This window comes from Aquirufa sp. OSTEICH-129A, from assembly GCF_054558355.1.
Map to the genome: position 1 here is coordinate 401,278 of NZ_JBPXKC010000001.1, position 13,237 is coordinate 414,514.

Consider the following 13,237-nt stretch of genomic DNA (forward strand, 5'->3'; position numbering starts at 1 on the left):
CATTTAATGAACAATGATTTGCTTTTCGATATCTTCTAAGGATGCACCTTTTGTCTCAGGCATCATAAACATGACGTAAAAGAATTGCCCAACCATCATAATTCCGAAAAGACTAAATATAAATGTACCTCCAAAATTTTCGGTTAAAATTGGGAAGAAATTAGCAACTAATGCAGCTAATAACCAATGGGTCAAAGAACCCCATGCCATGCCTGATGCCCGTACCGAATTGGGGAAGATTTCAGATATAAAGACCCAAATTACCGATCCCTGACCAATGGCGTGTGAAGCAATGAACATAAAGATATAGATTGGAACTAAGGCATAGGATTCTTGATAAAATGAATAGGCGATTAAGCCTAATGAAACTATGTAACCAACCGAGCCAATATACATCAATATTCTTCTTCCGATTTTATCAATAAAATACCATCCCATGAGCGTAAATAATAGGTTAGCAACACCGATTCCAGCGGTTGAAAGCAAAGCACTTTCTTTTCCCAAACCTGTTAATTCATAAATCCTAGGAGCATAATAGATAATGGCATTTATGCCCGACATCTGGTTAAAAAAGGCAAATAGAAAGGATAGGAGCAAAGGAGTAAAAAACTTTTTTGAGAATAAATGCTCTTTTTTAATTTGTGCTTTGGCATTATCCATAATGCGTTTCAATGTTCCCTCAGGATCTGGATCAGCCAATGTCAACACCTTTAATGCTCCGACTTCATCATTTCGTTTCAGTAATAAGAATTGAGGTGTTTCTGGAGTAAATAGTATCAAAAATGAAAATAATAAACTTGGTATAGCCACCATACCTAACATATAGCGCCAATCGTCATCACCACCTTGAAGTAAATAATTGGAAATATAGGCCAATAATATACCCAAAACCACATTTAACTGAAATGAAATAACCAATTTTCCACGATGCTGTGGGGGAGCAATTTCAGATATATAAATAGGGGCAACCACCGACGAGGCACCAATTCCTAGGCCCCCTAAAAATCTAAATAACATAAAAAGATTCACGTCTGTAGCTAAAGCTGCGCCAAGAGATGATACAAAGAAACTAATGCCTATCCACAAAAGTGTTTGTTTTCTACCATATCGATCGGCAGGTATTCCACCTAAAGCAGCTCCAACTACTGTACCGTATAAAGCCGTAGCCACCGCTAAACCGTGGGTCCAACTATCTAAGTGCCACAATTTTTGAATAGCTAATTCTGCGCCAGAAATGACTGCTACATCTAGACCAAATAACATTCCTCCCAAACCTACAGTTATAGACCAGAATATGACGTGTTTATTCATATCAATGAAATAATAAATTGATTATTAATTAAAGATAATTAAATATATAAATTATTCAATTAGAAGGCAAGCTATTCCTTACTTAAAGCAAACTTACTGATACCGCTTGCTAACACTCCTAGGATTATTAAGAGGATCAATGCTCGATTGAGACCATAATATTCAGATAAAAAACCAATGACAACCGGGCCTAACATGAAGCCTACATAGGCTATGGTGGAGACGGCTGCAATAGCCATGGCAGGAGAGGTGTCACGAGTATTCCCTGCTTGAGAGTAAATCATGGGAACAATGGTAGAGATTCCTAGACCTGTGATAAAACATCCAAATATTAAAATAAATACTTGGGAAAATAGGACCGTTATAGTCATTCCAAGAGCAATTAACAGACCATTAATCAGTAAGATATTGCGTACTGATACATGTTTGGCAGCCCAGTCGCCCAATAATCTACCTATAACCATGGAGAATGCGAACGAAGAAAAACCGATGGTAAATGGGAAACCAGATAAATCAGGTAATGATTTGAAATACAAACTGATCCAATCAGCCATAGCTCCTTCACAAAGCATGCCACAAAAGGCCACAAAGGAGAGGATTATAAGGTATTTGTTTAATTTAAATTTGGCTTTTACTTCTACATTTTCTTCATCATTTTGTGTAGAATCAGTTAATAAATATCGATAAATAGCCAAAATAGAAAACAAATTACAGAGTGCAATTAAATAGTAATGTTGCTTTAATGTGATATCATATTTAATTAAATATCCTCCTACTATCGAGCCTAACATCAGGCCTATCGAAAAAATAGCGTGAGAGGAAGACATGACTTTTTTATTGGTTATTTTCTCTAAACTAACCACTTGGGTATTCATGGAAATATTTAAAATATCACCAGCCATTCCAAAAGCGAATAAACCAATAAACAGAAATAAAGAACTTGAAATAAACGTTAGGGCTGGTATAATGATAACATAAAGTATAACAGCCAAAAGACAAATTACCTTGGAATTAAAGCGCGCAATTAACAAACCTGCAATTGGAAGAGAAACCATGGAACCAATTGGTAATCCCATGAGAATACTACCTAATTCCGCATCTGACATGGATAAGAATTCTTTAAAATCGGGAATTCTAATTGCCCAAGAAGCAAAATTTAATCCGCACAGTAAAAATAAAACACTAATGGCAAGTCTAGCTTGAAGCATAGAATTCATAAACTACAAAAACATTTGACCCACTTCCTTCCAAGTATTGACACGTTCGTACTCGTGTATATGAAGATTATGTAAGGCTGAATAGAGTATGGGTTTTCCTGTGAAGCTAACCAAATTCTTTTCATGATCATCTATTAAATAATCGGCCTGAATAAGGTGCTTATGCCCACAGAATACCGTATGTTGCCAGCCAATAAAAGGGAAATGTTTATCCAACCAAATTAACTTTTCCTTCATGGATTCAGGAAATTCAGTAGCCGCCGAAACGATAAAAATTTCATATTTCTTTTGCAAATGTTTGACAACTTCGATAGCATCTTCTTTTACCTCAATGTCCAAGAAAAATCCTGGTTCCCATAGAAATTGGTTATTGGATTGATAATCTTGGTAAAAAGCTAATTTTAAGGCATCACTTTCCAATAAATCAGCATGATTATAATTTTTATGGAGGCGTAGATTTATTTGATCAATGATTTTTAAGGATGTATCTGCTAGCACATCATCCATATCAATGGCAATTCTTTTCATAGTTTGGGTAATAAAAAAACTCCCCAAAGATGGGGAGTTTTCACTAAAAAATCTAATTAAATTACATCATGCCGCCCATTCCGCCGCCACCTGGTCCGTGACCATGTGCAGGTTCAGCTGCTGGTTTATCAGCAATAACGCATTCTGTAGTTAATAATAATCCTGCGATAGATGCAGCATTTTCTAAAGCTAAACGAGTCACTTTCGTTGGGTCAATAATACCCGCAGCAATCATATTTTCATATTTATCTTCGCGTGCATTGTATCCGAAGTCATCCTTACCTGCTTTAACAGCATTGATAACAACCGAACCTTCACCACCTGCGTTAGAAACAATAGTACGCAATGGAGATTCTACCGCTTGACGAATGATATTGATACCTGTATTTTGGTCTTCGTTCTCACCAGTAAGCGTATCTAAAGCACTGATAGCACGAATTAAGGCTACACCTCCACCAGCTACAATACCTTCTTCTACAGCAGCTCTAGTAGCATGCAAAGCATCATCTACGCGGTCTTTCTTCTCTTTCATCTCCACTTCAGTAGCAGCACCAATGTAAAGGATAGCCACACCACCAGAAAGCTTAGCTAAACGCTCTTGTAATTTCTCACGATCATAATCTGAAGTCGTGTTTTCAATTTGAGCTTTGATTTGGTTAACACGATTTTCGATATCATCTTTAGAACCATTTCCATTAACAACAGTAGTGTTGTCTTTGTCAATGATTACCTTCTCAGCTTGTCCAAGGTATTCCAAAGTAGCATTTTCTAATTTGAAACCTCTTTCTTCAGCGATAACAGTACCACCTGTTAAGATAGCAATGTCTTCTAACATAGCTTTTCTACGATCACCAAAACCTGGAGCTTTTACAGCAGCTACTTTCAGCGCACCGCGGATTTTATTAACTACCAAAGTAGCCAATGCCTCACCATCCACATCTTCAGAGATGATTAACAAAGGACGACCAGTTTGAGCTACTGCTTCTAATACAGGAAGTAACTCTTTCATAGAAGATACTTTCTTCTCAGAAATTAAAATGAAAGGTTTTTCTAATTCAACTTCCATTTTGTCTGTATTAGTTACAAAGTAGGCAGATAAATACCCACGGTCAAATTGCATACCTTCCACTGTTTTTACTTCAGTTTCAGTACCACGAGCCTCTTCAACAGTAATTACACCTTCACGACCAACTTTCTCCATGGCTGAAGAAATCATTTGACCGATTTCAACATCGTTATTCGCTGAAATAGTTGCCACTTGTGCAATCTCAGTAGAAGTAGTGATAGGGCGAGATTGAGTTCTCAAGTTTCCAACGATAGCTTCAACAGCCTTTTCGATACCACGCTTCAAATCCATTGGGTTTGCACCTGCAGCTACGTTTTTAGAACCAATCGTATAAATAGATTGAGCCAATACCGTGGCAGTAGTAGTACCATCACCAGCTTGATCAGCCGTTTTAGATGCTACTTCTTTAACCAATTGAGCACCCATGTTTTCAACTGCGTCCTCTAATTCAATTTCTTTTGCTACAGATACACCGTCTTTCGTAATAGAAGGAGATCCGAATTTTTTATCAATGATAACATTACGCCCTTTAGGTCCTAATGTTACTTTTACGGCGTTTGCAAGGGTATCAACCCCTCTTTTCATTTTTTCTCTCGCCTCGGTGTCAAAATATAGTTCTTTTGCCATTTTGTTAAATAAATTTTACTGGTTGAAATATTTTAAAGTATGAAAACTATAAAACTGCAAAAATGTCAGATTCACGCATGATTAAATAATCTTTACCGTCAATAGTGATTTCGGTTCCAGAATATTTACCATACAAAACAGAATCACCTACATTGACAGTGATAGGCTCATCTTTTTTGCCATTTCCTACGGCAACAATCGTTCCTTTTTGTGGTTTCTCTTTAGCAGTATCTGGAATAATGATACCAAAAGCAGTTTTTTCTTCAGCTTGAGCAGGCTCAACAACAACCCGATCTGCTAAGGGCTTGATACTTAATTTTGACATAATAATATAGATTTTAAGTTATTAACATATAAAAAGTCCTTATCATCTAAGGACTTTCCATTTATCAGCATGATGTGTGCCAAAAAATATAAGCTGTAAAATTGTCAGTATGTCGACAATTCTTGTCAGTATACTTATTTTGCTGGTGCAGCAGGGCTAGGAGCAGGGGCAGCTGGTAAAGTTTTACCGGCAGCTTTTTCTACGTTAACTGACTGTGTGGCATCGGTAGTTCCTGAGGATAGAGTAAAATTGGTCAATAAAACTAATACCAAAATACCAATTGAAAATCCCCAAGTTAATTGTTCTACTAAATCACCTGTTTTTTGAACACCAAACATTTGAGTGGCACCTGCAGATGAAAACTCCCCACTAATACCACCACCTTTTGGATTTTGAACCAAAATCAAGATGATTAAAAGTGCAGAAAATAATACTATAAGTGAAATTAATACGGTGAACATTGTTTATTTAATTTAATTTATGTTTCAATTCGGAAATTCGAGCTGCAAAGTAAGGGCTTTTTTCAGGTTTAATCAAACTTAATTTTTCATACATCTCAATCGCTCTTTCGTATTTCTCTTGTCTTTCGAGAATTTTGGCAAAAGTTTCTGAAATAGGGGTAGCATTTTTTAGTTCTGCTAAATCCAATATGTCAGTATCTGTATCATTTGAATTCTTTTTAGGACGAGCAATGCTAGGTAGATTTTGTAAAAAGTCATCGATTACTTGTAATTGCTCCTTGACATCTGGTATGGCCGTTTTAAAAATATCTTTTTCCAAATAAGGAGAAGCCAATTCCTCTATGTCAAAAATGGATTCAAAATATTGCTTTCTCGAAGAAGACATTAAGGCTATTTTCTTTTGGTGATTAGGATTGAATTTTTCATTCCAAAACAATAAATAAAAATAGGGGAATGCTTCTTTATCCCCATCAAATGAATGCTGAAGACTCGAATTTCTTCGATCAATTTTATTTAAGAGAAACCATAAATCCTGTGCCTTATTTTCCATCGCTTACCAATCTCCCGCTATTTTGTTAAATAAATCTAAGATTATTTGATCCAATAGTTTAGGAATCAATGTCTTTTCAACTTGATTCAGAGTCTGATTCTGAGGAAAGTCCTGATAAAATGAAAACTCTTGATCGAAGTTTTTATTCTCATCCAAACGATTGGTCAATCTAAATTGAATTCTTAATGTTAATCGGTTTAATCCGGCCTTATCATCAGAAGTAGGTGCTTGAGGACTTAATTCATAACCTACAATAGTTCCTTCTAGTAATAAATCGGGTGCTTGACTGGTTAATTTTAATGAAGTATTTCGCTGAAAATATTCCTTTAAACGCTCATTTACATCCAAACTTAAATTGGCAGGACCACCAGCCGTTTCCATGCGAATGTTACTTATTTGAATGGTTTTAAGTTCTGGAGAAAGACTAGCTCCTTTGAAACTATAACATCCACTCAATAAGGGCACGCAACATAGTATCCAAGCCAATTTAGGCAATATCTTCCAAATCATATTGTTTAATTTTTCGATATAAGGTTCTTTCTGAAATCCCTAAATCTTTAGCCGCATATTTACGCTTATTTCTATTTTTCTTCAAAGCACGAATAATAATTTCCTTTTCTTGCTTCTCCAAAGATAAAGTTACATCCTGTACTTGCGCACTGACATCTTCGAAATTAACATCTTCTTCTATTGTGGAATTACTAATAGGATGTATTTCAATGGGGTTAGGGCTTACTTCAACCGCACTTGGGGTAGAAGGAAGCGCTAAATTCTTTTGTAGGTCAGTAAATTCAGGTTTGATGTCTTCAAAAATCGACATATTGTTTGAAATAATATCGTAGGCATTAGCATTACCAGATTCAATAACTTTCAACAATATTTTTTTTAATTCAGTTACGTCTCTTTTTAAATCAAATAGAATTTTATAGAGAATTTCCCTTTCATTAATTCCTTCTGGACTGGTAAAAAAGTCTCCTTTAATCACCGAAGAATTGATTTTGGGCTCATTAAATTCCAAATAATACTGCAGCTTGGAATCATCTACAATCCGATCACCGACCTCTAATACAGAAATTTGTTCAGCTAGATTTTTCAACTGCCTAATATTTCCTGGGAAACGCTGCTTTTGTAGTAAATCTTTTGCCTCTCGAGTAAGCATAATTGGTTTCACTCGGTGCAATTCAGAAAAATCTGTAGTGAATTTCCTAAACAACAATTCAATATCGTCGCCACGCTCTCTTAAAGGTGGCACGTAGATAGGTACAGTACAAAGTCTATAATATAAATCTTCTCTAAATTTACCGCTGGAAATAGCATCCTGAAGGTTAACGTTGGTGGCAGCTACTACGCGCGTGTTGGTTCTCTGTACTTTAGAAGAACCCACTCGATAAAATTCACCATTTTCTAAGACACGCAACAACCTAGCTTGTGTACCTAAAGGCATTTCAGCTATTTCATCTAGAAAAATAGTGCCTCCATCAGTTACCTCAAAATAACCCTTTCTAGCTTCAATGGCACCTGTAAATGAACCTTTTTCATGACCAAACAATTCTGAATCAATAGTCCCCTCTGGGATGGCTCCACAGTTAACAGCAATGAATTGACCATGTTTTCTTTTCGACAAGGAATGAATAATTTTTGAAAATGATTCTTTTCCTGATCCACTTTCACCCGTGATTAATACCGTCATATCCGTTGGAGCTACTTGCTCAGCAACAGAAATGGCTCTTAATAGGGCAGAGGAGTTTCCTATTATCCCAAAACGGGCTTTGATCGCATTCAGATGATTTGATTCCATATTAATTGATTAATTCACCTAATAGGGTTCCTGAGGTACAATGAGTAATTTTAACATCCACAAATTTCCCTTTCATTTCTTCTTTTTTTGGAAAAACAACCACTTTATTGTTATCAGTTCTTCCAAAATGATGAGCAGCTGATTTTTTTGAATCACCTTCTACCAAAACACGTTGAATGGTCCCTAACATCAATTGATTTCTATAAGCAGAGTGGATTCTTTGTAAATCAATGATTTCTTGTAACCTTCTCTTTTTTATTTCTTCAGGAACATCATCTGCCAATTTCTTTTCCGCCGGCGTTCCTGGTCTTTCTGAATAGGAAAACATATAACCAAAGTCATATTTTACCTCTTCTAATAAACTTAAAGTATCTTGATGCTCTTCTTCGGTTTCAGAACAGAAACCGGCAATTAAGTCATGTGATATACCACATGATTCACCTAAAATTCGCTTTATAGCTTTAATTCGATCCAAATACCATTCGCGGGTATAGGTACGGTTCATTAATCCTAAAATTCTATTATTTCCACTTTGCGCCGGAAGATGAATATTTTTACAAATATTATCATAGGCTGCCATGGTATTTAATACCTCGTCAGTAATGTCTTTGGGATGCGAGGTAGAGAACCTAACGCGGAGTTCAGGGGTTAATTGAGCTACTTTTTCTAATAGTTGAGCAAAGTTAATGGTCTCTTTGGTATCAGGATTTTGCCAGTGATATGAATCTACATTTTGCCCCAAAAGTGTTACTTCTCGATAGCCAGAATCAAATAAATTGGTGCATTCTTTCAATATTGAATGTAAATCCCTAGATCTTTCTCGACCTCTAGTGTAAGGAACCACACAAAATGAACACATATTGTTACATCCACGCATGATGCTTACCAATGCCGTTACTCCATTGGTATGTAGTCGTACAGGTTCAATATTACCATAGGTTTCTTCTCTGGATAAAAATACATTAACTGCTTTATTGCCATCTTCAATTTCCTCTAATAAACGAGGGAGATCTCGATATGCATCAGGCCCTGCCACTAAATCAACTATTTTTTCTTCCTCTAGTAATTTTGTTTTTAAACGCTCCGCCATACACCCTAAAATACCCACTGTTAGATGAGGATTCTTAGCCTTTAGTGGTTTAAAACTTTGTAAACGATGACGGATTTTCTGTTCCGCGTTTTCACGAATGGCACAGGTATTTAATAAAATAGTATCAGCTTCTTGAATATTAGACGTTGTAGAATAACCTTGTTCCATTAAAATGGACGTCACCACTTCTGAATCAGCAAAATTCATTTGACAGCCATAGCTCTCTAAATAGATTTTTTTCGAATAATCCGTCTGCTGCTGGCTGGGTGAAATTCTTGGTTCATCCAATCCTTTTATCTCCTCTGGTGAGAGTACTTTTAAATCTTGCATGAATTAATAATTGAATTAATTCACAAATTTATGACATTTTGTCAGACAATGCCTATTGAATCTTGCCAGAATTTAAAATAATTACCTGATCTGATTGATAGGTAAGGGCTTCGTTATGCGTAACCATGATAATACGTTGATTCCAATCCTGCTTTAATTCTAAAAACAAATCATAGAGATTCTCAGCATTATTTTTATCCAGATTTCCCGTTGGTTCATCTGCCAATAATAGGCTCGGACGATTGATCAAAGCTCTTGCCACAGCTACCCGTTGCTGTTCTCCACCTGAAATTTGTCCTGGAAATTTTTTTAATATAGAAGTGATCCCCAATTTTTGAACAATCTTTTGATAGAACTCTTCATCCTCTTCAGTCAATTGTCCACCTCGAATGTAAAGAGGGAATTTTATGTTTTCTTCACAGGTGAATTCACCTAACAAATGATGAAATTGAAATACGAATCCCATTTTTTTGTTTCGGAAGAAACTTTGTTCTTGTTCATTTAAACTAGCATATGAAATTCCATCCAAGTAGATTTCACCTGAATTATAGTTTGTAAGTAAACCAATGATTTGAAGTAAGGTACTTTTACCTGAACCAGAAGGACCTAAAATGGAAATTAATTCATTGTTGTTGATGGTAAAAGATATGTTGTCCAGAATTAATTGAGTCCCATAGGATTTGGAAATATTTTTTAATTCTAACATTTTTTTGTCTTTTTTTTAGAAAATTCGTTTGATACAATAAGATTTTAAAAGTTTGGCAAATAAATAGTAATTTCACGAAATAAAAATTTTGATAAATGAATATTCACGAATACCAAGCAAAAGAAATTTTAAAAAGTTACGGGGTAAGGATTCAAGAGGGTATTGTTGTTGACAAGTTGGAAGATGCTACTTCAGCAGCTGAAGCTTTAAAAGCACAAACTGGTACAGGTTGGTTTGTAGTTAAGGCTCAGATTCATGCGGGTGGTCGTGGAAAAGGGGGAGGAGTAAAACTTGCCAAGAACATGGATGAAGTAAAAGAGCGCGTATCTCAAATTTTGGGAATGCAATTAATTACACACCAAACAGGTCCTGAAGGTAAAAAGGTAAACAAGGTTTTAATTAGTGAGGATGTATACTATCCTGGCGATTCAGAACCTAAGGAATACTATTTATCGATTTTATTAGATCGTGGACGTGCATGCAATGTAATCATGGCATCTACAGAAGGTGGAATGGATATAGAGGAGGTTGCTGAGCATAGTCCTGAAAAAATCATTAAAGAGTGGATTGACCCACGTGTAGGTTTACAAGATTTTCAAGCACGTAAAATTGCTTTTATGTTAGGCTTAAGTGGTCAAGCATTAAAAGAAATGGTGAAATTTATTCAATCGCTTTACAAAGCGTATGTGGAAACAGATTCTTCCATGTTTGAAATTAACCCGGTGCTAAAGACCTCTGATGATAAAATTTTAGCAGTTGATGCTAAGGTTAATTTAGATGATAATGCTTTGTATCGTCATAAGGATTTAGCTGTATTGCGCGATATTTCTGAAGAAGATCCTTTGGAAGTAGAAGCGTCTGAAAATGATTTAAACTACGTTAAATTAGACGGAAACGTTGGCTGTATGGTTAACGGTGCCGGTTTAGCCATGGCGACCATGGATATTATTAAATTATCTGGTGGTGAGCCCGCTAACTTCCTTGACGTAGGGGGTGGAGCGAATGCCAAAACTGTAGAAGCTGGTTTCCGCATCATTTTACAAGATCCTAATGTAAAAGCTATTTTGATTAACATCTTTGGTGGTATAGTACGTTGTGACCGTGTTGCCAATGGTGTGGTTGAAGCATATAAAAATATAGGAGAAATCAATGTGCCTATCATTGTACGTTTACAAGGTACTAATGCAGAAGAAGGTGCTGCCATTATCAATAATTCAGGCTTGAAAGTATTTTCGGCGGTATTATTAAAAGATGCAGCAAAATTGGTTTCAGAAGTATTGAAATAATTTTTTCACATGAAAATTATCTGTGTAGGAAGAAATTATGTAGATCATATCAAGGAATTATCTAACGAGAAACCGAAGGATCCTGTCATATTTCTTAAGCCAGACACGGCGCTATTAGATCAAAACTCGGATTTTTATTATCCGAGTTTTTCACAAGATGTCCACCATGAAATCGAATTGGTATTTCGTATTTCTAAAGTGGGCAAGAATATTGAATCCAAATTTGCCTACAAGTACATTGATGGCATTGGTTTAGGCATTGATTTTACAGCACGTGATTTACAAGCTAAACTAAAAGAAAAGGGCTTACCTTGGGAGAAATCCAAAGCTTTTAATGGTTCTGCCTTTGTTTCAGCTATTCGTCCATTGAGAGAAGGAGAATTAGAGCAATCTATCCCTTTCCGATTGGACATCAATGGTAGTACAGTGCAATCAGGTGAAAGCAATCTGATGATTTGGAATATTAGTGAATTAATTGCCGATATTTCTCAATATTTTACTCTTAAAACAGGTGATTACATCTTTACTGGAACACCTGCTGGGGTAGGGCCTGTGAAAATAGGAGACAAATTGAGAGGCTTCTTGTATGACGAAAAAATATTTGATTTAAACATCTCTTAATATGAGTTTACAAATAGGTGAATCAGCTCCTGCATTCAGCATGATCGATTCTGATGGTAATTTAGTTGATTTAGCAGCCTTAAAAGGGACAAAAGTAGTTTTATATTTTTATCCAAAAGATGACACTCCAGGATGTACTGCCCAAGCATGTAATTTAAATGAAAATTTAGATTATTTATCCTCTAAAGGATACCGCGTGATTGGTGTAAGTGTTGATTCTAATGCTGCACATACTAAGTTTAAGAAAAAGTATCAGTTAAATTTTTCTCTTTTAGCAGATACTGAGCATGAATTAGTAAATAAATATGGAGTTTGGGTAGAAAAGTCTATGTACGGCAAATCTTACATGGGAACAGCCAGAAGCACTTTTTTAATTGATGAAAACGGAATTATTACAGATATTATAGCCAAGGTGGATACCAAAAATCATACGTCACAGATCCACTAATATATTTTTATGCAAACACAAGAATTAAAAAATGTAGCTAGCCAAGTACGTCGAGATATTCTTCGTCAGGTTCATGCTTGTCAGTCAGGCCACCCTGGTGGGTCATTAGGTTGTACAGATTTATTGGTAGGATTATATTTTAATGCCATGAAATTGGCTCAAGATGCCAATGGAAATGTTGTTTTCAATATGTCAGGTAATCAAGAAGATGTCTTTTACCTTTCCAATGGACATATTTCTCCCGTTATGTACAGTGTTTTAGCTAGAAGAGGTTATTTTCCTGTAAAAGAACTGGCTACATTCAGACAATTAAATTCTAGATTGCAAGGTCATCCAACCCCACATGAACATTTAGAAGGAATTAGAATTGCTTCAGGTTCCTTAGGACAAGGTTTAAGTGTGGCCATAGGTACTGCTCAGGCTAAAAAATTATCCAATGACACTTCAACGGTTTATTGCTTGATGGGAGATGGGGAACAAAATGAAGGTCAAGTTTGGGAAGCAGCCATGTATGCCCCACATCATAAAGTGGATAATCTAATCGCTTTTATAGATGAAAATGGTCAACAGATTGACGGCCCAACAGAGAAAGTCATGAGTAACCGTGATTTAGAAGCTAAATATAAGGCTTTTGGTTGGCAGGTATTGCGCATGGATGGTAATGACGTGGAAGAGGTTATCAATACCTTGGCGCATGCTAAATCATTATTAGGTCAAGGATCTCCAATCATGATATTGATGAAAACTGAAATGGGAGCAGGGGTTGATTTTATGATGGGCAGTCATAAATGGCACGGAGTGGCTCCAAATGATCAGCAATTAGCTGATGCATTGGCACAATTAAATGAAACTTTAGGCGACTATTAATAATTT

Annotated in this window: 15 protein-coding genes; 4 read left to right on the plus strand and 11 right to left on the minus strand. The window is 36.0% G+C overall.

Translation table 11 applies throughout. The annotated features are described in order from the left end of the window. Positions 1 to 3: 3 nt before the first annotated feature. The 11 genes from SKC36_RS01785 to SKC36_RS01835 form a co-directional block, all read right to left on the minus strand. On the minus strand, positions 4 to 1,317 hold the full coding sequence (locus SKC36_RS01785; protein ID WP_459453231.1) for a sugar porter family MFS transporter: 1,314 nt from the start codon (positions 1,315 to 1,317) through the stop codon (positions 4 to 6). 65 nt (positions 1,318 to 1,382) lie between these two features. Beyond that, the gene (locus tag SKC36_RS01790) at positions 1,383 to 2,528 is read right to left on the minus strand and encodes an MFS transporter (protein ID WP_459452825.1); all 1,146 of its coding nucleotides are present in this window, start codon (positions 2,526 to 2,528) and stop codon (positions 1,383 to 1,385) included. Positions 2,529 to 2,531: 3 nt separating this feature from the next. After that, positions 2,532 to 3,056: a 5' nucleotidase, NT5C type gene (locus SKC36_RS01795; RefSeq protein WP_459452826.1), complete on the minus strand. Its 525-nt coding sequence runs from the start codon at positions 3,054 to 3,056 to the stop codon at positions 2,532 to 2,534. A 61-nt stretch (positions 3,057 to 3,117) separates the two neighbouring features. Beyond that, on the minus strand, positions 3,118 to 4,749 hold the full coding sequence (gene groL, locus SKC36_RS01800) for a chaperonin GroEL (protein ID WP_109322938.1): 1,632 nt from the start codon (positions 4,747 to 4,749) through the stop codon (positions 3,118 to 3,120). A 46-nt stretch (positions 4,750 to 4,795) separates the two neighbouring features. Continuing rightward, positions 4,796 to 5,074 (minus strand): co-chaperone GroES, encoded by a 279-nt coding sequence (locus SKC36_RS01805; protein WP_109322939.1) that lies wholly within the window; start codon positions 5,072 to 5,074, stop codon positions 4,796 to 4,798. A 134-nt stretch (positions 5,075 to 5,208) separates the two neighbouring features. Further along, positions 5,209 to 5,535: a preprotein translocase subunit SecG gene (gene secG, locus SKC36_RS01810; RefSeq protein WP_459452827.1), complete on the minus strand. Its 327-nt coding sequence runs from the start codon at positions 5,533 to 5,535 to the stop codon at positions 5,209 to 5,211. A 7-nt stretch (positions 5,536 to 5,542) separates the two neighbouring features. Beyond that, positions 5,543 to 6,085, minus strand: a complete 543-nt coding sequence (locus tag SKC36_RS01815) for a hypothetical protein (protein ID WP_459464225.1) — start codon at positions 6,083 to 6,085, stop codon at positions 5,543 to 5,545. Positions 6,086 to 6,088: 3 nt separating this feature from the next. Continuing rightward, a complete protein-coding gene (locus tag SKC36_RS01820) occupies positions 6,089 to 6,595 on the minus strand; it encodes an LptE family protein (protein ID WP_459452829.1) in 507 nt (168 codons plus the stop codon). Further along, positions 6,573 to 7,883, minus strand: coding sequence for a sigma-54 interaction domain-containing protein (locus SKC36_RS01825; protein ID WP_459464227.1), 1,311 nt, complete (start codon positions 7,881 to 7,883; stop codon positions 6,573 to 6,575). Before SKC36_RS01825 ends, SKC36_RS01820 begins: the two co-directional genes overlap by 23 nt. 1 nt (position 7,884) lies before the next feature. Further along, positions 7,885 to 9,303 carry a tRNA (N6-isopentenyl adenosine(37)-C2)-methylthiotransferase MiaB gene (miaB, locus tag SKC36_RS01830; protein ID WP_459464230.1) on the minus strand — a complete coding sequence of 473 codons (1,419 nt, stop codon included), beginning with the start codon at positions 9,301 to 9,303 and terminating at the stop codon, positions 7,885 to 7,887. Positions 9,304 to 9,355: 52 nt separating this feature from the next. Beyond that, positions 9,356 to 10,009: an ABC transporter ATP-binding protein gene (locus SKC36_RS01835; RefSeq protein WP_459464232.1), complete on the minus strand. Its 654-nt coding sequence runs from the start codon at positions 10,007 to 10,009 to the stop codon at positions 9,356 to 9,358. Between the two features lie 95 nt (positions 10,010 to 10,104). Between SKC36_RS01835 and sucC the strand changes: the two genes are divergently transcribed. Genes sucC through SKC36_RS01855 form a run of 4 tightly spaced genes read left to right on the plus strand, consistent with a single transcriptional unit; the run spans position 10,105 to position 13,231 of the window. After that, a complete protein-coding gene (sucC, locus tag SKC36_RS01840; RefSeq protein WP_459452833.1) occupies positions 10,105 to 11,295 on the plus strand; it encodes an ADP-forming succinate--CoA ligase subunit beta in 1,191 nt (396 codons plus the stop codon). Between the two features lie 9 nt (positions 11,296 to 11,304). Beyond that, positions 11,305 to 11,916, plus strand: a complete 612-nt coding sequence (locus SKC36_RS01845) for a fumarylacetoacetate hydrolase family protein (protein ID WP_459452834.1) — start codon at positions 11,305 to 11,307, stop codon at positions 11,914 to 11,916. Position 11,917: 1 nt separating this feature from the next. Continuing rightward, positions 11,918 to 12,364, plus strand: a complete 447-nt coding sequence (gene bcp, locus SKC36_RS01850; RefSeq protein WP_459464234.1) for a thioredoxin-dependent thiol peroxidase — start codon at positions 11,918 to 11,920, stop codon at positions 12,362 to 12,364. A 9-nt stretch (positions 12,365 to 12,373) separates the two neighbouring features. Continuing rightward, a complete protein-coding gene (locus SKC36_RS01855; protein ID WP_459464236.1) occupies positions 12,374 to 13,231 on the plus strand; it encodes a transketolase in 858 nt (285 codons plus the stop codon). The last annotated feature ends 6 nt before the right edge of the window (positions 13,232 to 13,237 follow it).